General features: G+C 73.3%; 16 protein-coding genes. 9 read left to right on the forward strand and 7 right to left on the reverse strand.

Annotation, left to right across the window (positions count from 1 at the left end; genetic code table 11):
- Positions 1-69 precede the first annotated feature (69 nt).
- Entirely contained in the window at positions 70-1560 is a 1491-nt protein-coding gene (locus ACL03H_RS12955) for an aldehyde dehydrogenase family protein (protein WP_412811442.1), read from the reverse strand.
- 311 nt (positions 1561-1871) lie between these two features.
- Between ACL03H_RS12955 and ACL03H_RS12960 the strand changes: the two genes are divergently transcribed.
- The 3 genes from ACL03H_RS12960 (at position 1872) to ACL03H_RS12970 (ending at position 5250) form a co-directional block, all read left to right on the forward strand.
- Complete coding sequence (locus ACL03H_RS12960; RefSeq protein ID WP_412811443.1) at positions 1872-2441, forward strand: TetR/AcrR family transcriptional regulator; 570 nt, start codon at positions 1872-1874, stop codon at positions 2439-2441.
- A gap of 316 nt (positions 2442-2757) precedes the next feature.
- A complete protein-coding gene (locus ACL03H_RS12965; protein WP_412811444.1) occupies positions 2758-3723 on the forward strand; it encodes a coiled-coil domain-containing protein in 966 nt (321 codons plus the stop codon).
- Between the two features lie 141 nt (positions 3724-3864).
- The gene (locus tag ACL03H_RS12970) at positions 3865-5250 is read left to right on the forward strand and encodes a S28 family serine protease (protein WP_412811445.1); all 1386 of its coding nucleotides are present in this window, start codon (positions 3865-3867) and stop codon (positions 5248-5250) included.
- A 103-nt stretch (positions 5251-5353) separates the two neighbouring features.
- Here the strand turns inward: ACL03H_RS12970 and ACL03H_RS12975 are convergent, their stop codons facing one another.
- The 5 genes from ACL03H_RS12975 to ACL03H_RS12995 form a co-directional block, all read right to left on the reverse strand.
- Positions 5354-6478: an acyltransferase family protein gene (locus ACL03H_RS12975; protein WP_412811446.1), complete on the reverse strand. Its 1125-nt coding sequence runs from the start codon at positions 6476-6478 to the stop codon at positions 5354-5356.
- Between the two features lie 248 nt (positions 6479-6726).
- Entirely contained in the window at positions 6727-7650 is a 924-nt protein-coding gene (locus ACL03H_RS12980) for an AIR synthase-related protein (RefSeq protein WP_412811447.1), read from the reverse strand.
- Positions 7651-7723: 73 nt separating this feature from the next.
- Positions 7724-8575, reverse strand: coding sequence for a hypothetical protein (locus ACL03H_RS12985; RefSeq protein WP_412811448.1), 852 nt, complete (start codon positions 8573-8575; stop codon positions 7724-7726).
- Positions 8576-8670: 95 nt separating this feature from the next.
- Positions 8671-9363: a response regulator gene (locus ACL03H_RS12990; protein ID WP_412811449.1), complete on the reverse strand. Its 693-nt coding sequence runs from the start codon at positions 9361-9363 to the stop codon at positions 8671-8673.
- Positions 9360-10931, reverse strand: a complete 1572-nt coding sequence (locus ACL03H_RS12995) for a sensor histidine kinase (RefSeq protein ID WP_412811450.1) — start codon at positions 10929-10931, stop codon at positions 9360-9362. Before ACL03H_RS12995 ends, ACL03H_RS12990 begins: the two co-directional genes overlap by 4 nt.
- Before the next feature lie 201 nt (positions 10932-11132).
- On the opposite strand from ACL03H_RS12995, the gene ACL03H_RS13000 reads away from it, so the two are divergent.
- The 4 genes from ACL03H_RS13000 to ACL03H_RS13015 all read left to right on the forward strand — a co-directional run bounded on the left by ACL03H_RS13000 (position 11133) and on the right by ACL03H_RS13015 (position 15019).
- A complete protein-coding gene (locus ACL03H_RS13000; protein WP_412811502.1) occupies positions 11133-12113 on the forward strand; it encodes a Bug family tripartite tricarboxylate transporter substrate binding protein in 981 nt (326 codons plus the stop codon).
- Entirely contained in the window at positions 12110-12625 is a 516-nt protein-coding gene (locus ACL03H_RS13005) for a tripartite tricarboxylate transporter TctB family protein (RefSeq protein WP_412811451.1), read from the forward strand. Before ACL03H_RS13000 ends, ACL03H_RS13005 begins: the two co-directional genes overlap by 4 nt.
- A 26-nt stretch (positions 12626-12651) precedes the next feature.
- Positions 12652-14160, forward strand: coding sequence for a tripartite tricarboxylate transporter permease (locus ACL03H_RS13010; RefSeq protein ID WP_412811503.1), 1509 nt, complete (start codon positions 12652-12654; stop codon positions 14158-14160).
- Between the two features lie 109 nt (positions 14161-14269).
- Positions 14270-15019: a MerR family transcriptional regulator gene (locus ACL03H_RS13015; protein ID WP_412811452.1), complete on the forward strand. Its 750-nt coding sequence runs from the start codon at positions 14270-14272 to the stop codon at positions 15017-15019.
- Positions 15020-15079: 60 nt separating this feature from the next.
- Here ACL03H_RS13015 and ACL03H_RS13020 read toward each other — a convergent pair whose 3' ends face one another.
- A complete protein-coding gene (locus tag ACL03H_RS13020) occupies positions 15080-17461 on the reverse strand; it encodes a Tex family protein (protein WP_412811453.1) in 2382 nt (793 codons plus the stop codon).
- A 195-nt stretch (positions 17462-17656) separates the two neighbouring features.
- Here ACL03H_RS13020 and ACL03H_RS13025 point away from each other — a divergent pair, with 195 nt between their 5' ends.
- Complete coding sequence (locus ACL03H_RS13025) at positions 17657-19978, forward strand: ATP-binding protein (RefSeq protein ID WP_412811454.1); 2322 nt, start codon at positions 17657-17659, stop codon at positions 19976-19978.
- Between the two features lie 204 nt (positions 19979-20182).
- Positions 20183-21406, forward strand: coding sequence for a GH25 family lysozyme (locus ACL03H_RS13030; protein WP_412811455.1), 1224 nt, complete (start codon positions 20183-20185; stop codon positions 21404-21406).
- The last annotated feature ends 5 nt before the right edge of the window (positions 21407-21411 follow it).

Raw genomic sequence — 21411 nt, forward strand, 5'->3', positions numbered from 1 at the left:
CGCCCCGCGCGGGCTGCGCGGGGCGGGCGGCGAGTGATCGTTGCGCGATGAAGGGGACTCCTGGCCCGCTCAGCGGCCGTCGAACCACCGCGGCGGCGCGGGGCGCAGGTTCTGGTGGATGTGCTTGGCCTCCTGGTACTCGCCGAGACCGGCGCGGCCGAGCTCGCGGCCCACCCCGGACTGCTTGAACCCGCCCCACTCCGCCTGCGGCAGGTAGGGGTGGAAGTCGTTGATCCAGATGGTGCCGTGCCGCAGCCGGTGCGCGACGCGCTGCGCGCGGCTCACGTCGGAGCTGAACACCGCGCCCGCCAGGCCGTAGCAGGTGTCGTTGGCGATGCGCACGGCGTCGTCCTCGTCGGTGAACCGCTCCACGGTCAGCACCGGGCCGAAGGACTCCTCGGTGACCGCGGCGGAGCCCTGCCGGACCTCGTCGAGGACCGTCGGCAGGTAGTAGTGCCCGTCGCGGAACCGCTCGCCCTCGGGGCGCGCGCCGCCGGTGCGCAGCACGGCGCCCTCCTCGACGGCCTTCGCGACGTACCGGGAGACCTTCTCCAGGTGCGCGGCAGAGATCAGCGGACCGGTCTCGGCGTCGGGGTCGAACGGGCCGCCGAGGCGGATGCGCTCCGCGCGGCGCACCACCTCGTCGACGAAGCGGTCGTGGATCTCGTCCTGCACGATCAGCCGCGCCCCGGCCGAGCAGACCTGCCCGGAGTGCAGGAACACCGCCATCAGGGCGTAGTCCACGGCGGTGTCGAAGTCCGCGTCGGCGAACACGACGTTGGGGTTCTTCCCGCCCAGCTCCAGCGCGACCTTCTTCACGGTCGCCGCGGCGGCCGCGGCCACCTCGCGGCCGGTGTGCAGGCCGCCGGTGAACGAGACCAGGTCGACGTCCGGGTGCTCGGAGAGCACCGCGCCGACCTCGGCCCCGGTCCCCAGCACCAGGTTGCCGACCCCGGCGGGCAGCCCGGCCTCGGTGAGCGCGCGCATCAGTAGAATCGCGGTGCTGGGGGTGAGCTCGCTGGGCTTGAGCACGAAGGTGTCGCCGGCGGCGATCGCGGGCGCGACCTTCCAGGCCACCTGCAGCAGCGGGTAGTTCCAGGGCGTGATCATGCCGCAGACGCCGACGGGCTCGTAGCGCACGCGGCTGAACGAATCGGGCGAACCGGTGTCGATGACGCTGCCGCCGTCGGTGCCCGCGATCTTGCCGAAGTAGCGGAAGCAGGCGGCGATGTCGTCCATGTCGTATTCGCTCTCCACCAGCCGCTTGCCGGTGTCGCCGGATTCGGCGCGGGCGAACTCGTCCTTGTCCCGGACCAGCAGGTCCGCCACCCGCAGCAGCAGGTCGCCGCGCTCCCAGGCGGAGGTCTGCGGCCAGCTCCCCTCGTCGAAGGCGGTCCGGGCGGCGCGCACGGCGCGTTCGGCGTCGGCGCGGTCGCCCTCCGAGACGGTGGCCACGAGGGCGCCGTCGGCGGGACTGCGGATCTCGCGGGAGCCGCCCGCGGCGGCGGGCTGCCAGGTTCCGTCGATGAACAGCGTGCTCGGGCCTGCGGTGTTCGACATAGGTGTCCCTGCTGGTCCTTCGTCCGATCGGGTCTCGGTGCGGCGCGGGATCGCGCGGGCGGCGGCCGGTGCCGGTGTCGCGGGCGGGCCGGAGGGCCCGGTCGCGGGGGCACCCGGGTCGGGGTCCGGGGCGGTGTTGGCGCTGCCCGGCGGTCCCGGCCGCGTCGTCGGCAGACCCTAGCACCGGATGTGTACACCTGTACATCATCGAGCGCGCCGCGACGCCGCCGGACGTGCTCTGACCAGCTCGGACGTGGTGAAGGTGATGTGGCGCGCAACGGCCCCCGCGATGCGCGTGGCAGGCTTGGGACATGTCGACGACGGAGTCCGCGACCCGCCGAAAAGATCCGGCCCGGCGGGAGCGCATCGCGCGCGCGGCGATCACCGTCGTCGCCGAACGCGGCATCGAGAAGCTCACCCACCGCGCCGTCGCGGCCGCCGCCGAGGTGCCGCTGGGCTCCACGACCTACTACTTCCGCACCCTCGACGACCTGCTCGCCGAGGCGCTGCGGCACTCCGCGCGCGACGACGTCGCCGAGCTGCGGTCCTGGGCCGAGGCCGTCGACGGCGGCGCGGAGCTGGCCGTCGCCCTCGGTGACCTGGTGCTGCGCTACCTCGGCCCGCACCGCACCCGCACCGTCGTGCAGCACGAGCTCTACATCGCCGCGCTGCACCGCCCGGCGCTCGCGCACGTCAGCGCCGAATGGGACGCCGCACTGGTGGAGCTGTTCACCTCCTACACCGATCCCGTTACCGGAAGAGCCCTTTCGGCGGTTTTCTGCGGGCTGCTCCTGCAGGGCATCGTCCGAGAGTCGGTGCCGAGTCGAGACGAAATCGAAACCACTTTTCGGCGAGTGCTGCTCCCGGTTGGGAATCGCTGACACAGCAAGGATTTCCGGCCGTTCGGCTCACCCCTCCGTCGCGGATCTCCGCTCGATTTCGGAAATCCGATCAGTTGATCTTATGCGCTCCGCGGGTGGAGAATGGGCCCAGCGATCCGTATCACCGGCACCCGCCGCGTGACCGGGCGGGCATCGGCGTCGGAGCAGCGTCGCCGAGCCGATCCGCCCGGGTGCCGCCGGTTCCGCCGGCGGCAGCACGAGGCGGGTGGACCGGTGCGTGACGGACATTGCCGCGTCGGGGCGTGGCTCGCTCCCAGCAGGACAAACTGATGATCAATCTCAGTGGGGTGAGACCGTGGGCTACCACAACGAAGATCGTGAACTCGTGCCGCTCAAGTCGGATTTCGACACCGTCTGGTACGGCTACCGCCGCTCCCAGGTCCGCTTCTACATCCAGCAGACCGACGCCGAGGTGCGGATGCTGACCGAGGACCGGGACGCCGCGCTGAGCCAGGTCGACGACCTGTCCTCGCAGCTCGAACAGGCGCGCTCCGAGATCGAGGCGCTGCGCGCGCAGCTCGACGAGGTGTGCCGCAGTCCCGTCGAGGAGTCCGGTCTGTCCGACCGCCTCCGCAGGATGGTGCGGCTGGCCCACGACGAGGCCGAGGAGGTGGTGTCCTCCGCCCAGGCCGCCGCCGAGCACGAGTGGGCCCGCGCCGAGCAGTCCGCCGCCGAGCTGCGCGCCCGCTACGAGAACCTCGTCCGCGAGGCCGACCAGTGGCGCAGGCAGTCCGAGACGCAGCGCAACGAGGCGCTCGCCGAGACCCGCCGCGACATCCAGCGGATGGCCCGCGAGGCCGAAGCGCACCGGCGCAAGCAGGACCACGCCGCCGAGGCGCGCCGCACCCAGGTGGAGACGGACTTCGAGATCTCCATGGCCGCCCGCCGCGACGAGGCCAACCGCGTGCAGGCCGAGCGCGAGCAGCGCAGCCGCGACGAGGCCCGCCGCCGCGTCCTGGAGGCCACCGCCGAGGCCGAGCGCCGCATCCGCCGGGCCGACGAGCACTCCGCCGCGATGCTGCGGATGCGCCAGGACCTCGCCAAGCGGGTCCGGGCCGCGCAGCAGATCATGGCCGACGCGGAGCCGTTCCTCGGCGACGTCGAAGCGGGCACCATGACGGAGCGCTCCGACTCCTACGCCGCCGGAGTCGTGCACGGCGGGCTGCTGGAGGACGCGGAGGTCGACGTGCCGCGCCAGCGCACCAGGCCGGCCGCCGCTCCGGAGGAGGCCGAGGTCCCGGTCGAGGCCGTCACCGGCTGACCGCGCGAGGCACCGGGGGTGAGCGGAGCGCCGACGGCGGCCGGTCCGCTCACCCCGCGCCGCACTTCCGCGCCGCGACGATCCGCATTAGGTTGGTCGCGTCCGGTGATCAGCCTTCACCGGCGGCGGGAGGGGGCGCGGATGCGGATCCGACGATGGATCGCGGGGCTCGCGGCCGGGTGCGCCGTGCTGGCGGGACTGCCCGCCGCCGCTGACCCGGCCGGGACCGACGAGTTGCGCGACCGCCTGGACGCGGTGCCCGGCCTGACCGTGCTCGGGGAACGCCCCACCGAACCCGGGTTCCGGCTGTTCGACCTCACCTACGCCCAGCCCGCGGACCACCGCGATCCCGCGGCGGGAGCGTTCGAGCAGCGCCTCACCCTGCTGCACCGCGACCTCGCCCGGCCCACGGTCGCCTACACCACCGGCTACGGGTTGCCCGCGCGGGCGAGCCGCACCGAGCCGACCCGGCTCGTCGACGGCAACCAGATCGCGCTGGAACACCGCTTCTTCACCCCGTCCCGACCCGCCGACCCGGACTGGGCGGACCTCAACATCTGGCAGGCCGCCACCGACGAGCACCGGGTCATCCAGGCGCTGCGCTCGATCTACGCGGGTCGCTGGCTTACCACCGGCGCCAGCAAGGGCGGCATGACCGCCGTCTACCACCGCCGCTACTACCCGCGCGACGTCGACGCCACCATCGCCTACGTCGCCCCCAACGACGTCATCAACGACCGGGACCGCTACGACGAGTTCCTGGCCACCGTCGGTGACGAGTCCTGCCGCGCCGCGCTCACCGCCGCGCAGCGGGACGCCCTGACCCGACGCCCCGAACTGCTGGAGCGCCTCACCGCCCACGCCGCCGCCGAGGGCCTCACCTTCGACCGGATCATCGGTGCCCCGGACCGGGCGCTGGAAGCGGTGGTCGTGGACGCGCCGTTCGCGTTCTGGCAGTACCGGGGCCCGCAGGACTGCGCCGCGATCCCGGCGCCCGGGGCGAGCCTCGACGAGCTGTGGAACTTCTTCGACGAGACGGTGGAGTTCTCCTCCTACGCCGACCAGGGCCTCGAGGCGTACGTGCCGTACTACTACCAGGCCGGTACCCAGCTGGGCTGGCCCGCCGTCTCGGACGAGCCGCTGGCCGACCTGCTGCACCACCGCTCCATCGGGGAGCCCCGCAACCTCGTGCCCCGCGACATCGACATGCGCTTCCGGCCCGGTGCGATGGCGGAGATCGCCGCCTGGGTCGCCGCGCGGGGTTCGGAGCTGATGTTCGTCAACGGTTCCGCCGATCCGTGGAGCGCCGAACCGTTCCGGCTCGGACCGGGCAGCCGGGACTCCTACGACTACCTCGTGCCCGGCGGCAACCACGGTTCCAAGATCGAGGACCTGCCGGCGGCCGAGCGCGCCGAGGCGGAGGCCACCGTGCGCCGCTGGGCCGGTGCGGAGCAGCTGCCCGCGCGAGCGCGCACGGCGCTGGACCGGGATGACCTGCTGCCGCGCACCCCGCCCCTGCTGCCCTGACGAATCGCACCGGGCCTGGACCGGCTCGAGCCTGAGGTGGGACCTTCAGCGGCCGAGCCGCCAGCAGGACGAGGATCGAGCGGCGAGTCCCGGGAGCAGGGGATCAGGCGGTCTTGGCCGCCGTCCGCTTGGCGGCGAACCTGTCGTAGGCGGACATCAGCGTCCGGTGCAGCGGTCGTTCCACCAGCTTCGTCAACGCCCAGCCCAGCAGCACGCCGTTGGCCACGAACGCGACCGTCTGCAAGGTCGGTCCCACGCCGAGGTCCTGCAACCGCCGGGCGACCACGTAGCCCAGCGTCTGGTGCATGAGGAACACGCCGTAGGAGATCCCCGCGAACCACTGGATCGGCCGCCACGCCCACTGCGGCACCACCCGGTTCCAGTCCGGGCCGCGCGCGGTCAGCGCCACCACGAGCATGCCCACGCACACCGCCGCCGTCGAACCCCAGTCGGCCACCAGGCCCTCGGGGGTCTCGGCGTAGTTGTGCAGCGCCTGGCCGAACATGCAGGCCGCCAGCAGCACCGCGAAGTGCGGGGTGCCGATCCGCTTCGTCGACCACAACCAGATCGCCACGCCCACCACGAACAGGTGCCAGCGGTGCATCCCGATGCCGTCCACGACCGTCCGATACCACTCCGGCGGCTGGGTCACCCGCAGCGGCCACTGGGCGGCCGGGATCAGCACCGCCGCCCACAGCACCAGCAGGATGCGGCGGCCGTGCCCGAAGCGGCTGGCGTAGAGCAGCGCCGCCGCCGTGAAGCCCATCAGCTGAAGCGGCACCGTCCAGTGCGAACCGTCGATGTAGGGGTAGTCCGAGGGATGCCAGTTCCACAGCATCAGCAGGTTCGACACCAGGTCGGAGCCGCTCGGCTCGAACCAGCCCTCGATCGGCAGCAGCCGGATCCCGATGAAGACCAAGACCACCGAGGCCAGGAACGGCGGGAGCAGCCGCGCGATGCGGCCCCACCAGTACCGGGGCAGCGAACCGCGCCCGATCGTGACGCACGCGAAGTACGCCGAGATGACCAGCAGCAGGCTCGCGCCGACCTGGTACGGAAAGACGATCTTGCGCGGGATCAGCTCCGGGTGCAGGAAGACGCTGAGGAACGTCGCGTGGTACAGCATCACCAGACCGACGCAGCCCGCCCGCACCACGTCCCAGCTGATCTTGCGATTGCTCCGCGTGCCCGAGCGAGCTCGTGCTGGCGCAGTGGTTCCTTCAGGCACGCCGTTACGGTACCAATCGGGTAATTCCCCGCCGTGACCCAACCGCTGGACAAAGCCACTCTTGAGAGTGATGGGCGCCATGTCGGCTGCGACGCGGCCTGGAGCTCGGTCGAGGCCACGATTGCTCCGAACGGGTGAGTCGGGGGATCGGGTTGATCGACTTCCCGAGCGGCCCGGTCGTCGGCGCTCCTCGGCCGCGAGCTGACCCCTCGCAGCCCTGCTGCTCGCGGGCTCCGGCGAAGGGCCACCTACTCCAGCCGGGCGCCGTCGAGCAGCACCGAACCCGGCTGATCGGCCGCGATCAGGCCGATGCGTGCCGCGCCGGCGCCGAGCGGGTGCGCGCGCAGCGCCGCCAGGCCGGCCCCCGCCTGCGCCCCGGCCACCACCACGACCACCCGGCCCTCGCAGGCCAGGTGCAGCGGATCGACCCCGAGCAGCTGCGCGGCCACCCGCACCTCGCGGCGCACCGGGACCGCCTCCGCCAGCAGCCGCACCGAGACCCGGGAGGCGCGAGCGACCTCCGCCAGCGCGGCGGCCACCCCGCCCCGCCCGGCCGTGCGCAGCACCCGGACCCCGGCCGCGGCCGCGAGCAGCGCCGCCACCGGCTCGTGCAGGGGAGCCGAGTCCGAGCGCACGTCGTCCCGCCCCAGCACCAGCGCGCCCCCGTGCTCGCCCACCGGTCCCGAGACCAGCACCGCGTCGCCGGGCCGCGCCCGCGACACGCCCAGCCGGTGCCGACCCCGGATGACGCCCACCCCGGTCACGTCGATCCGGCAACCCCCGTCCCCGGCCGGCGTCGACGGCGGGAGCACCGAGGACGACCCGGCGACCACTCGCACACCCGCCCGGTCCGCCGCCGCGCGCATCCCGTGCAGGATCCGCCGCAGGTCCTCGGTGGGGAGGTCGGCCGCGACCGCGAGGCCCGCCACCAGGTAGCGGGGGAGCGCGCCCGCGGTGGCGAGCGCGTTCACCGCCCCGTGCACCGCCAGCTCCCCGAGCGAACCGCCGGGGAAGAACAACGGCCGGGCCGCGACCGAGTCGGTGACGAACGCGGGCTTCCCGGCCACGCCCCCGTCCGGAGGTCCGTCCGGGAAGGTCGCCGCGACCAGGGCGCGCACCGCCGGACCGCACCCGAGCACCGGGCCCATCCGCACCTCCGAGCGGTCGATCACCGAGCTGCCAGCCTCGGTGCGACCCGGTGCGACCACAAATCGAGCGGCCCTGGCTCGCTCGAACGAGCGCGGTTCAGCTCCCGGCGGGCGGCGCGGGCAGGCCGTGCACCGGCACCACGTCCGAGGGCGCGCGCGGTGCCGGAGCGGCGCTCACCGGCCGCGGCGGGCGCGCCGCCCGGCGACCCTCCTGGCGGGGGAGGACGACGGGGTGGTCGGGCAGGATCACCGGCGAGCACAGCAGCACGCCCCGCGCGCCCCGGTCACCGATGAGCACCGGCCAGGTGTTGACGTTGGCGCAGCCCGAGGCCAGCCCGGCCGCCCACTCCGGCGGTTCGAGCGCCGAGACGAACTGCCCGCCGCGCACCACCAGCACCGAGTGCGCCGCCGCCAGCGAACGCCGCAGCACGTCCTCGCGGGTGTCGGCGGTGCCCGGGTGCCAGCGCTCCCGGTTCTCCACCCGCACCCGCAGCAGCCTCACGCCGCGCACGCCGGGCACCGGCCGCGACTCGACCACGACGCGGCCCGGCACCCGCAGCCGGTGCCAGATCGCGCCCGACCCGCGATCGGTCCCGGCGGGCAGCGCGAACTCGACGGTCCGGGAGCTGGTGAGCGAGCCGAGCTCCGCGCGGATCGGCAGCTCCCGGCCGACGCCCTCGTCCCAGGCCCCGTCACCGCTGCGGCAGCGCAGCTGCAGGCAGCGCACGTGCACGTCCACCGCGATCGGCCCGCGCCCCTGCACCAGGCACTCCGTCTGCGCGAACCAGTTCTCCGCCGGCCCGGCGCCGCGCGGGGCGAGCACGCCGAACTGGAAGCGCATCTCGCTGCGCAGCGCGCGGTCGTGCGGGGACGTCGCCGGGGCGTGGCAGGACCGGTGCGATCGGAACAGGACCGCGTCCGCGACGGCTCGTGCCTCGATCAGCGTCATGCCGCCACCTCCCCGCGGTCCTGGCCTCCGGCGGCCGTGACCACGGGCAGTCTCAGCCCGCGCGCGGCACCCCGCAACGCCGCCGCGCCCGGCGGTCAGGAAACCCAGCGGTAGCGGCGCTCCGGGCGCCCGGTCCCGCCGTAGCGCAGCCGAACCTCGGCCCGCCCGGTGTCGACGAAGTGCTCCAGGTACTTGCGCGCCGACACCCGGGACAGCTCGGCTTCGCCCGCGCACTCGGAGGCCGACAGGTCCCCGCCGTTCGCCGCTGCCTCGCGCAGCACCCGCGCCACCACCGAGGCCGTCTCGCTCGACACCCCCTTCGGCGTCGTCGCCGGGCGCGGGGGAGTGCCGAAGAGCCGGTCGATCTGCTGCTGATCGGCCGGGGCGTCGCCGGGCAGCTCGCGCAGCCGGTCGTGCAGCGCGCGGAAGTGCTCGAGCTGCTCGCGCAGGGCCTCGAAGCTGAACGGCTTGATCAGGTAGTGCACCGCGCCCCCGCGCACCGCCCCGCGCACCGTATCCAGGTCGTGCGCGGCGCTGATCACCAGCACGTCCGGCTCGGCGCCGGGCCGCGCCCCGGCGCGCATCGAGCGCAGCACGCTGAGCCCGTCCACGTCCGGCAGGTAGATGTCCAGCAGCACCAGCTCGGGCCGCAGCTCCTCGACCGCCCGCAGCGCGTCCGCCCCGGAGTGCGCGACCCCGGCCACCTCGAAGCCCTCGACGCGGCCGACGTAACCGCTGTGGATCTTGGCGACCATGAAGTCGTCGTCCACCACCAGCACCTTGATCACGACGCCACCTCCGCGTGCCCCGGCAGCCGGGCGGTGAACACGGCGCCGTGCTCGTTGCGGACCTGCACCGACCCGCCCCGCCGGTGGCAGATCCGCCGGGTCAGCGCCAGGCCGAGCCCGCGCTCCCCGTCGCGCGCCGCCTTCGTGCTGAAACCGTGCCGGAACACCTCCGCCACGATCTCCGGCGCCACCCCCGGACCGGTGTCGCGGACCTCCAGCGTGACCACGTCCCCGGCGTGGCGCAGGTCCACCTCGATCCGCTCGTCGCCGGAAGCACCGTCGACGGCGTCCAGCGCGTTGTCCACCAGGTTCCCCAGCACCGTCGTCACGTCCGCGGACAGCTGCTCGTCGATCTCGCCGAGCGCGCTGCCCTCGGTCAGCCGCAGCCCCACCCCGCGCTCGGCGGCGAGGCTGGCCTTGGCGATCAGCAACGCGGCCGTCGGCGGGTCGGTGATGCGGGAGGAGACCTCCGCCTGCCACTGCCCCCGGCTGTGGCTCACCCGGTCGACGAAGCGGGCCAGCTCCTCGTGCTCGCCCAGCTCCAGCAGCCCGGAGATGGTGTGCAGCCGGTTGCTGAACTCGTGCGCCTGGGCGCGCAGCGTGTCGGTGGTGGCGCGGTGCGCGGCGAGCTCCTGGCGCAGGTCGACGAGCTCCGTGCGGTCCCGCATGGTGATCACCGCGCCGATCGAGGAGATCGGCATCCGGTTCAGCACCACGACCCGGCCCCGGCGCAGCACGATCTGGTCCACGCCCGAGGTGCGGCCGGTGAGCACGTCCCGCGCCCGGTCGTTGAGGTCCAGCTCGTCGATGCGCCGCCCCACGCAGTCGGCGGGCAGCGCGAGCAGGTCGCGGGCCTGGTCGTTGACGAGGGTGATCCGGTTCTGCTGGTCCGCGCCGAGCACGCCCTCGCGGATGCCGTGCAACATCGCTTCCCGGTGCTCGACCAGCCGCGTGATCTCCTGCGGTTCCAGCCCGAGCGTCTGGTGCTTGACCCGCCGCGCCAGCAGCACCGAGCCGGCGACGGCGAGGAAGGTCGCGAAGGCCAGCAGCGCCAGCGGATCGCCGGGTGCGCGGCGCAGGGCGGCGAGCAGGTCGGGGGTGCGCCGGCCCGCCGCGACCACGCCCGCCTGCCGGGCCCCGTCCCCGATCACCGGCACGTGCGCCACCAGGTAGTCCTCCCCGTCCGCCCCGCGGACGTCGCCGACCCAGGCCCGGCCGCGCAGCGCGGTGCTCGCCCCCAGCGGTAGCGGCTGCCCGCGCTGGCCGGGATCGGGCGAGGTCAGCACGATGCCCCGCGCGTCGGCGATGATCACTTCGTCGGCGCCGGAGAGGCTGCGGGCGCTCTCGGCGAAGATCGGCAGCGCGTCCCGGTTCACCGGGTCGCGCAGGCTCAGCCGCACCCCGTCGGTTGCCGCCAGGTCCTCGGCCACCGACAGCATCCGCCTGCCCTCGGTGCTGCGGAACGCGGCGTTCGACTGCGACACCGAGAACACCGCGACCGAGGCCAGCAGCACCAGGATGATCACCAGCTGCCAGCCGAGCAGCTGGCGGGACAGCGGCCCGCGCACGACCCACCTCCTCGCCGCCTCGCGTGTGCCCCGACGCTAACCCGCTGACCTGCGCCGCCGGTGCGAAGGGTCCCCAGTGGACCGGCTGACACAACGAACACAACCACCGTTACGTCCGGAAGGAGGACAACGGGACCTCCGATCTGCAGCATGATCCGAGTCACGTTCCCACCACAACGGAGAGGCGGGATCCCCGTGCGGATGCACAGTGCGCTGTCCGCGATCGCGTCGCTGCTGCTCGTGCTGCTGGTGCCACCGCTGGTGAGCAGCAGCTCCGGCGACGAGACCGAACAGCAGATCCGCGGCCTGCGGATGCTCGTGCCCAATTCGCCCGGCGGCGGTTACGACATCACCGCCCGCACCGCGGTGAAGGCGATGGAGGACGCCGAGCTCAACAGCAACGTCGAGGTGTTCAACCTCCCCGGCGCGGGCGGCACGGTCGGTCTCGGCCGGGTCGTGAGCGAGCGCGGCAACGGCAAGCTCGCGATGTCCATGGGCCTCGGCGTCGTCGGCAGCGTCTACACCAACCACTCGCCGGTGTCCCTGCAGGACACCACCCCGGTCGCCAAGCTCGTCGAGGAGCCGAACGTCGTCGTCGTGGCGAAGGACTCCCCGTACCGCAGCTTCGACCAGCTGGTCACCGACTGGAAGAACGATCCCGGCGGCACCCCGGTCGGCGGCGGTTCCTCGCCCGGTGGACCGGACCACCTGGCCCCGATGCTCATGGCCAAGGCGGCCGGGCTGAACCCCAAGCAGGTCAACTACGTCCCCTTCGACGGCGGCGGCGAGCTGCTGGCCTCGGTGCTCGGCGGCAAGGTCGCCTTCGGCGTCTCCGGTCTGGGCGAGTACCGCGACCAGATCGAGGCGGGGGAGCTGCGGGTGCTGGCCGTGACCGGCCCGGAGCGGCTGCCCGGCGTGGACGCGCCGACGCTGCGCGAGGTCGGGCTGGACGTGCTGTTCACCAACTGGCGCGGCATCGTCGCCCCGCCGGGCCTGTCCGAGACCGACCGCACCAAGCTCGTCGGCCTGTTCACCCGGCTCAACCAGTCCCCGGAGTGGCAGGAGGCCATGCGCCGCAACGGCTGGACCCCGGCGTTCCAGCACGGCCCGGAGTTCGGGCGATTCCTGGCCGAGGAGAACGACCGGGTCGTCTCCGTGCTCGAGGAGTTGGGACTCGCATGAACACCACCCGAACTTCCCGGCGGCAGTGGCTCAGGGAGCACTCCGAGCTGGGCATCTGCCTGCTGCTCGGTGCGCTCGGCGCGGTCGTGCTGATCGACGCGGCCACCATCGCCACCGACTTCACCCAGCGCGGGCCGGTCGGCCCGAAGACGGTCCCGCTCATCATCGGCGCGCTGCTGCTGGTGGTCGCGGTGCTGCTGGCCCGCGACGTGCTGCGCGGCGGCCGCGGCGAGGCCGAGGCGGGCGAGGACGTCGACCTGGACGCGCCGAGCGACTGGCGCACCGTGCTGATGCTGACCGCGGCGTTCCTGGCGAACGCGGCGCTGATCGGCATCATCGGCTTCCCGCTGTCCGGAATGATCCTGTTCTGGGGCTCGGCGTACGCGCTGGGCAGCCGGAACACCGTGCGCGACCCGATCATCTCCGCGGTGCTCTCGGTCGGCACCTACGTCGTGTTCAACCACTTGCTCGGTGTGCCCCTGCCCGGCGGACCGCTGATGGGGGTGTTGTGACCGTGGAATCCTCGTTCGACCTGCTGATGCAGGGGTTCGCCACCGCGTTGACCCCGATGAACCTGGTGTGGGCCGCGATCGGCGTGCTGCTGGGCACCGCGATCGGCGTGCTGCCCGGCATCGGGCCCGCGATGGCGGTGGCGCTGCTGCTGCCCGTCACCTACGCGCTGGAACCGACCGCGGCGTTCATCATGTTCGCCGGGATCTACTTCGGCGGCATGTTCGGCGGCTCCACCACCTCCATCCTGCTCAACACCCCCGGCGAGAGCGCCGCGGTGGTCGCGGCGATGGAGGGCAACCCGATGGCCCGCCAGGGCCGGGGCGCGCAGGCGCTGGCCGCGGCCGCGATCGGGCACTTCATCGGTGCGCTGATCGGCATCACGCTGCTGACGCTGCTGGCGCCGACGGTCGCGTCGCTGGCGGTGAACATCGGGGCGCCGGACTACCTCGCGGTGATGGTGCTGGCCTTCATCGCGGTCACCTCGGTGCTGGGCAACTCGCGGATCCGCGGGTTCGCCTCGCTGCTCATCGGGCTCACCATCGGGCTGATCGGGCTGGACGAGATGACCGGCCAGCAGCGGCTCACCTTCGGGATGCTGCCGCTGGCCGACGGAATCGACGTGGTCATCGTGGCGGTCGGGCTGTTCGCCATCGGTGAGTCGCTGTGGGTCGCCGCGCACCTGCGGCACACCTCCGGCAAGCCGATCCCGGTGGGCACGCCGTGGCTGGGCAAGGAGGACCTGCGGCGCTCCTGGAAGCCGTGGCTGCGCGGGCCGCTCATCGGGTTCCCGTTCGGCGCGATCCCCGCGGGCGGCGCGGAGATCCCCACCTTCCTGTCCTACGTCACCGAGAAGCGGCTCTCCCGTCACCGGGACGAGTTCGGCAAGGGCGCCATCGAGGGCGTCGCCGGTCCCGAGTCCACCTCCAGCGCGTCCGCGGCCGGGACCATGGTCTCGATGCTGACCCTGGGCCTGCCGACCACGGCGGTCGCGGCGGTCATGCTCGCCGCGTTCCAGCAGTACGGGATCCAGCCGGGCCCGCTGCTGTTCCAGCGGGAGTCCGACCTGGTGTGGGCGCTCATCGCGAGCATGTTCATCGGCTCGGTGCTGCTGCTGGTGCTGAACCTGCCGCTGGCGCCGGTGTGGGCGAAGCTGCTGCAGATCCCCCGCCCGTACCTGTACGCGGGGATCCTCTTCTTCGCCAGCATCGGGGCGTACGCGGTCGGCGGGTCCGCGCTGGACCTGCTGGTGCTGTTCGTGGTCGGGCTGATCGGATTCGCGATGCGCCGCTACGGGTTGCCGGTGCTCCCGGCGATCATCGCGGTGATCCTCGGCCCCACCGCCGAGCAGCAGATGCGGCGCGCGTTGCAGATCAGTGACGGCCAGGTCGTCGGTTTGATCAACACGCCGTTCTCGCTCACCGTCTACGCCGTGGTCCTGGTGATCCTGGCGTGGCCGCTGATCGGCCGGGCGCTGCGCCGCCGCCGCCCGGCTGAGCAGGGACGGGACCAGGAGGAGGACCGGGCGGAGGTCTGATCGCAGCATCGCCACGACGCCCCTCGGACCAGGCCCGCACCGCGCCCCGGCGGTGCGGGCCCCTGGCTTCCGGCCCCAGATGATCACGTGAAGAACTACACTCCGGCGGGTGGCGGAATACCGGATCGATGATCTCGCCCGCGCCGCCGGCACCACGGTGCGCAACGTGCGGGTCTACCAGGATCGGGAGCTGCTGCCCGCGCCGCGTCGCCAGGGCAGGTTGGCCATCTACTCGGACGCGCACCTGGTGCGGCTCCGCATGATCATCAACATGCTGGAGCGCGGTTACGCGTTCGCCCAGATCAAGGAGATGCTCTCGGCCTGGGCGGCGGGTCGCAGCCTCGGCGACCTGCTCGGGCTCGAGGAGGTCATGGGCGAGTCCTGGGCCGAGCAATCGCCGCGGGTGTTCTCGCTCGCCCAGCTGCGCGCGATGTTCCGCGGTCAGCTCACCCAGGCCAACATCCGCCGCGCCCTCGAACTGAACCTGCTGGAGCGCTGGGGCGCGCGGTTCGTCGCCCCCACCCCGCAGCTGCTCGACGCGGGCGCTGAGCTGGTGGGCATGGGCGTGCCCCTGGGCGAGGTGCTCGACCTCGCCGACCAGTTGCAGCAGGACGTCGACCACGTCTCGGAGAGCCTGGTCGCGCTGGTGCGCACGCACGTGCTCGGTGATCCGGCCACCGCGCCCTGGACCGACGACGAGGTCCGGCGCTACTCGGAGGTCGTGCAGCGGCTCCGGCCGCTGGCGATGTCGGCGCTCAACGCCGCCGCGGCCCGCTCGGCGGAGCGGGTGATCCCGGAGCTGCTGGGCGATCGCCTGGTCTCGCTGCTGCGCGAGCAGGAGCGGGAAGGGGCCGAGTGACCGCCCGCACCGGCGCCGTCCCGGGTGGCCGCCGGTGCGGGGCGGCCACCCGGGGCGAGCTCAGCCCTTGAACCCGGCGCGGCGCAGCGCGTCCGCCATCGCCCCGCCCGCCGGTGCGGAGTCGCGGCCCCGGCGCTGACCGCTCCTGCCGCCGTTGCCGCCGTTCCCGGCGTTCTTCGCGCCGCCGCCCTTGCCGCCGCGTTCCCCGCCGGGACGACCGCCCCGGCCGCGCCCGCCGCCGTCCCGGCGCTCGGCCGCGCCGCCTTCGGAGGAGGCCTCGTCGTCCAGCCGCAGCGTCAGCGAGATCCGCTTCCGCGGCACGTCCACGTCCAGGACCTTCACCTTCACCACGTCGCCGGACTTCACCACGTCGTGCGGGTCGTTGACGAAGTCCTTCGACATCGCCGAGACGTGCACCAGCCCGTCCTGGTGGACCCCGACGTCGACGAAGGCGCCGAAGGCCGCCACGTTCGTGACCACGCCCTCCAGCCGCATCCCCGGCTCCAGGTCGGCGATCTTCTCGACGCCGTCGGCGAAGGTGGCCGTCTGGAAGGTGGGGCGCGGGTCGCGGCCCGGCTTGTCCAGCTCCGTGAGGATGTCGGTCACGGTGGGCAGGCCCACCGCGTCGTCGACGAAGTCGGCGGGCCGGATCTCGCGCAGCACCCGGGTGTTGCCGATCAGCCCGCTCAGCTCGCTGCCGGTGGCCTCCAGGATCCGGCGCACCACGGGGTAGGACTCCGGGTGCACGCTGGAGGAGTCCAGCGGGTCGTCGCCCCCGGGGATCCGCAGGAAGCCGGCGCACTGCTCGAACGCCTTCGGCCCCAGCCGCGCCACGTCCTTGAGCCCCTTGCGGGATCGGAACGGACCGTTGCCGTCGCGGTGCGCCACGATGTTCTCCGCGAGGCCCTCGCCGATGCCCGAGACCCGGGTCAGCAGCGGCACGGAGGCGGTGTTGACGTCCACGCCCACCGCGTTCACGCAGTCCTCCACCACCGCGTCCAGCGAGCGGGACAGCTTCGTCTCGGTGATGTCGTGCTGGTACTGGCCCACCCCGATCGACTTCGGGTCGATCTTGACCAGCTCCGCCAGCGGGTCCTGCAACCGCCGCGCGATCGACACCGCGCCGCGCAGCGAGACGTCCAGGCCGGGGAACTCGCGGGAGGCGTAGGCGGAGGCCGAGTACACCGAGGCGCCCGCCTCGGAGACCGAGATCTTCGTCAGCCCCAGGCCGGGGTGCCGCTTGATCAGGTCGGCGGCGAGCCGGTCGGTCTCCCGGGAAGCGGTGCCGTTGCCGATCGCCACCAGCTCCACGCCGTGCGCGCGGGCCAGCTTCTCCAGCGAGGCGATCGCCTGGTCCCAGCGCTGCTGCGGCTGGTGCGGGTAGATCGTGTCCGTGGCCACCAGCTTGCCGGTGCCGTCGACGACCGCGACCTTGACGCCGGTGCGGAAGCCCGGGTCGAGGCCCATCGTCGGCCGCATCCCCGCGGGCGCGGCCAGCAACAGGTCCCGCAGGTTCGCCGCGAACACGCGGGCCGCCTCGTCCTCGGCCTGCTGGCGCAACCGCAACCGGAGGTCGATGCCGAGGTGGGTCAGCACCCGGGTGCGCCAGGCCCAGCGCACCACGTCGCCCAGCCAGCGGTCCGCCGGACGGCCCTGGTCGGCGATGCCGAACCGCGCCGCGATCTCCCGCTCGTAGGACGACGGGCCGTCCTGCTCGGCCTCGGTGCCGTCGTCGGGCTCCAGGGAGAGGTCCAGCACCTCTTCCTTCTCGCCGCGGTACAGCGCCAGCACGCGGTGCGAGGGCAGCGCGGTGAACGGCTCGTCGAACTCGAAGTAGTCCGCGAACTTCGCGCCCTCGTCCTGCTTGCCCTCGCGCACCCGGGCGACCATCCGGCCCCGCGACCACATGCGCTCGCGCAGCTCACCGACCAGGTCGGCGTCTTCGGAGAAGCGCTCCACCAGGATCGAGCGGGCTCCTTCCAGCGCCGCGGCCGCGTCGGCGACGCCCTTGTCGGCGTCGACGAACTCGGCGGCCCGCGCCTGCGGGTCCTGGCCGGGGTCCCCGAGCAGCAGGTCGGCCAGCGGCTCCAGCCCGGCCTCGCGCGCGATCTGGCCCTTGGTGCGCCGCTTGGGCTTGTAGGGCAGGTAGATGTCCTCCAAGCGGGCCTTGGAGTCGGCGGCGTTGATCCGCGCCTCCAGCTCGGCGTCGAGCTTGCCCTGCGAGCGGATCGACTCCAGCACGGTGCCGCGCCGCTCCTCCAGCTCGCGCAGGTAGCGCAGGCGCTCCTCCAGGGTGCGCAGCTGCGCGTCGTCGAGCGCGCCGGTGACCTCCTTGCGGTAACGCGCGACGAACGGCACCGTGGCGCCGCCGTCGAGCAGGTCGACGGCAGCGTCGACCTGCCGCTCCCGCACGCCGAGCTCCTCGGCGATCCTCTGATGCACAGCCGTCGTCACGATGTTCCGACACCTCTCCTGATCTCCGCCCAGAACCGTCGGTGCATTCTGCCCGACGTCCCGATCAGGCCCTCCCGGCGCACGCACCGGCGTGTCGGCCCCCCGCGCGCCCCGCAGCGCAATACCGCCGAACGGGTGTTGTTGTGACCGGTGCCATACGCTCGGTCGTGGGAGGTGGGGCTGGTGGAGACGGCGAACGCGATGCCCGGGTTCCGGAGCCGCCTGCCCCTGGAGACGACGAGCTTCGTCGGCCGCCGCCGAGAGCTGGCCGAGGCCCGCAGGCTGATGTACTCGGGTCGGCTGCTCACCCTCACCGGACCCGCCGGGGTGGGCAAGAGCAGGCTCGCGCTGCGGCTCGCCCGCAGGTTGCGCCGCGCGTTCCCGGACGGGGTCGTGTTCGTCGGCCTCGGCGACGTGCAGGACGCCGCCCTCCTGCCGCAGGCGGTCAGCGCCGCCCTCGGCGGCAGGCCCGGACCGGGCAATCCCGCCGAGGACGTGTTCGCCCGGATCCGCGACCAGCGGATGCTCATCGTGCTCGACGACTGCGATCGCGTGCTGGGGGCCGTCTCCCGGCTCGCCCACCGGCTGCTCACCGAGCGCAGCGAGGTCCACCTGCTGGTCACCAGCAGGCAGGTGCTGGGCGTGGCGGGCGAGGTGGTGCTGCCGGTCGCGCCGCTGTCGCTGCCCGACGCCGGGGGCCGGCCCGAGCCGGAGTACGGGGACGTGTTCGCCGACGCGGTCAGCCTGTTCACCGATCGCGCCGCCGCCGTCTCGCCCGGGTTCACCCTCGACGAGTCGAACCGGGGGGTGGTGACCCGGATCTGCCGCAGGCTGGACGGGATGCCGCTGGCGATCGAGCTGGCCGCGGCCCAGCTGCGGGGATCCTCCCCGGAACAGCTGTTGGACCGCCTCGACGACCGGTTCGCCCTGCTGACCAGCGGTGAGCAACCCTCGCGGGACGAGGCGCTGGAGGAATCGATCGGCTGGAGCTTCGGCCTGTGCGCGCCGCCCGAGCAGCTGCTGTGGTCCCGGGCGTCCTGCTTCGCCGGCGAGTGGGATCTCGCCGCCGCCCAAGAGGTCTGCGCCGACGCCGAGCTGGCCCCGGAGCAGGTGGCGGAGTCGCTCGACGCGCTGGTCGCCAAGTCGGTGGTGGTCCGCGAGCACCACGAGCAGCGGGACCTCACCTACTACCGCATGTTCGACAGCATCCGCGAGTACGGCCTGGCCCGGCTCCGCGACGCGGGTCTGGAGGAGGAGCTGCGCGCCCGCCACGGCCGCTACTTCCACCGGCTCGCCGACCGCTACCACGACGAGGTGTGCGGACCGCGCCAGCTGGAGTGGGTGCACCACATGATCCACCTGCACCCGAACCTGCGGGCGGTCCTCGAACGGGACCTGGCCGAGGGCCGGGTCGAACTGGTGGTGGCGACCGCGGCCGAGCTGTGGTCGTTCTGGTTCTCCGGCAACGCGCTGCGCGAGGGCTACCGGTGGTTGCTCAGCGGCCTGGAGGCGTTGCCCGACCCGACGCCCGTGCGCGCGGACGGGCTCTCGTCGGCGGCGTTCGTCGCGCTGCACCTGGAGGAGATCGAGGCGGCCGGAACGATGCTGGCCGAGGCCCTGGCGATCGCCGGGCGCCACGACGACCGCGGCCTCACCGCCCGCGTCGAGGGCACCGCGGGGATGGAGGCCATGCTCCGCGGCCGGATGGACGAGGCCGCCGAGCGGCTGGAGCGCGCCGCGACCGGGCACAAGGCCGTCGGTGACCTGTTCGGCTACCTCAGCGCGATGATCCTGCTGGCCTGCCTGGGCTTCTACTGCCACGACAGGCGGGGCGCCGAGGCGGCGGCGGAGAGCCTGCGGCTGTGCGAGACCTTCGGCGCGACCTGGACGAAGTGCTACGCGCTCTGGGTGGTCGCGCTGCACCGCTGGCGGGAGGGTGACCACCGCGAGGCGGCCCTGCTGATCCAGCAGGCGATCCGGTTGCAGCGGCTGGCCCGGGACATGGCCGGGCTCGGGGTGTACCTCGAGGTGCTGTCCTGGTGCGCCGCCGCGGTGGACCAGCCGCTGCGCGCCACCCGGCTGATGGGGGCCTCCTCGGCGCTGCGCAAGGCCAACGGCGGCGAGATGGGCGAGTCGGTGTACTTCGACGACTACGACGCGGTGGCGATGGCCTGGGCCGGGCGGGTGCTCGGCGAGCGGCAGCAGCGCGGCGCCTACGAGGAGGGCGCCGGGTGGGAGCTGGCCGAGATGGTCGCCTACGCGCTGGAGGAGGGCACCAACCGGCCGGAGGCCGCCCCGGCGCCGGCCGGTTCGGGTGCGGGGCTCACCGCGCGCGAGGTGGAGGTGGCGGTGCTGCTGGCGGCCGGCGAGGACGACGCGGGGATCTCCGAGCGGCTCGACCCGGCGGAGCGGGGCGCGGAGGTCGAGGTCGCTCGGGTGCTGGAACGGCTCGGCTTCGGCGACCGCGCCGAGCTCGCCGCCTGGGTCCGGCGGCGGAGGCCCTGACGGGAGCGTCGGATAGGGTGGGCCCGCCCCACGGCCCAGTGCCTGTCACTCGTTCGAGGTGAGACAGCTCTCCCTCCGCCGAAAACATGCACATTCGGTGACTACATCGGCCCGGCTCGGGTGAACCGGATCGCCGAAACCAGGTAGTCCCGCACGTATATACCGCGATGCACGCACACGCTCCGTCTCGGAGTGTGGGGAGCCGTGACACCCCCCGATCGACACCAGAACCCCGAGAACCCGACCCCCGAGAACCCGAAGCCCGAAGCGACGCCGAACAGCAACGCCTGGCGGGACACGGCACTGGGAGCCGACCGCGCGGTGCGTTCCGGAGTGGACCGGGTGCGGCCGTACGCCCACCAGGCCTGGCAGCGAGTCGTGCCGCTCCTGCAGCGGCTGTGGGCGGCGGTGCTCCCCTTCCTCCGGCGCGTGCGCGGCTCCGCGGCCGGCCGCAAGGTCGAAGAAGCGGTGGGCCCGTGGGCGGAGCGCGCCGCGGCCCGGTTCCGCTCCGCGAGCCGAGGCGGCCACCGCCGCGAGCAGCACCCCCGGCTGCGCGCGATGCAGGCCGGTGCCGGCCTCGCGGTGCTGGGCGTCCTGGGCGTCGCGGTGCTCAGCGTGAGCACCGGCACCCACGACGACGTCCGCGCCACCGCCCACATCGACGGGATGCCCGCGGCCGGTGGAAACCCCGGTCCGCAGCAGTTCGGCCCGTTCGGCTTCGACGAGGCCCCCGACGACGGCGGGAGCACCGAGGACGAGGAGGCTCCCGAGGAGCCCCCAGGACCGGTGCCGGGCCCGCCCGCGAAGGGCATCGACGTCTCCAACCACAACGGCTCCGTCGACTGGAAGCAGGTCGCGGCGGACGGGCAGAACTTCGCGTTCGTGCTCGCCACCGACGGCACCGACTTCACCAGCCCGAAGTACGCCGAGCAGTACCACGGCGCGAAGGCGGCCGGTCTGCTGGCCGCGCCGTACCACTTCGCCCGTCCCGACGAGTCCGCCGAGGCGCAGGCCGACAGGCTGCTGGCGGTCGCCGACCACCAGCAGGACGGCAAGAGCCTGCCCCCGGTGCTGGACCTGGAGGTCGACCCCTCCGGCGGCGGTTGCTACGGCCTGTCGGTGCCGGCGATGCACCGGTGGACCGACGCGTTCACCGAGAAGATCAAGTCCGCGACCGGGACCGACCCGATCATCTACGCCAACCCCTCGTTCTGGAACGAGTGCATGGGCGGCACCGACAGCTACTCGGACCACCCGCTGTGGCTGGCCTCCTACGGCGTCGACGAGCCGAGCGTGCCGCAGGGCTTCCGGGACTGGAACTTCTGGCAGTACACCGAGGACGGCAGCGTGCCCGGCGTGAGCGGCGACGTGGACCAGAACCACTTCCAGGGCAGCGTCGGCGACCTGATGAAGCTGGCCGACGGCTGATCCCA

This window comes from Saccharopolyspora antibiotica, assembly GCF_047200635.1.
Classification (GTDB): Bacteria; Actinomycetota; Actinomycetes; order Mycobacteriales; family Pseudonocardiaceae; genus Saccharopolyspora_C.

Excerpts from the sequence above, each read along its gene's own strand:
- ACL03H_RS12970 (WP_412811445.1), top strand. The coding sequence starts at position 3,865 with ATGCGGATCCGACGATGGATCGCGGGGCTCGCGGCCGGGTGCGCCGTG.
- ACL03H_RS13005 (WP_412811451.1), top strand. The coding sequence starts at position 12,110 with ATGAACACCACCCGAACTTCCCGGCGGCAGTGGCTCAGGGAGCACTCC.
- ACL03H_RS13010 (WP_412811503.1), top strand. The coding sequence starts at position 12,652 with ATGCAGGGGTTCGCCACCGCGTTGACCCCGATGAACCTGGTGTGGGCC.
- ACL03H_RS13000 (WP_412811502.1), top strand. The coding sequence starts at position 11,133 with ATGCACAGTGCGCTGTCCGCGATCGCGTCGCTGCTGCTCGTGCTGCTG.
- ACL03H_RS12960 (WP_412811443.1), top strand. The coding sequence starts at position 1,872 with ATGTCGACGACGGAGTCCGCGACCCGCCGAAAAGATCCGGCCCGGCGG.
- ACL03H_RS12985 (WP_412811448.1), bottom strand. The coding sequence starts at position 8,575 with ATGACGCTGATCGAGGCACGAGCCGTCGCGGACGCGGTCCTGTTCCGA.
- ACL03H_RS12955 (WP_412811442.1), bottom strand. The coding sequence starts at position 1,560 with ATGTCGAACACCGCAGGCCCGAGCACGCTGTTCATCGACGGAACCTGG.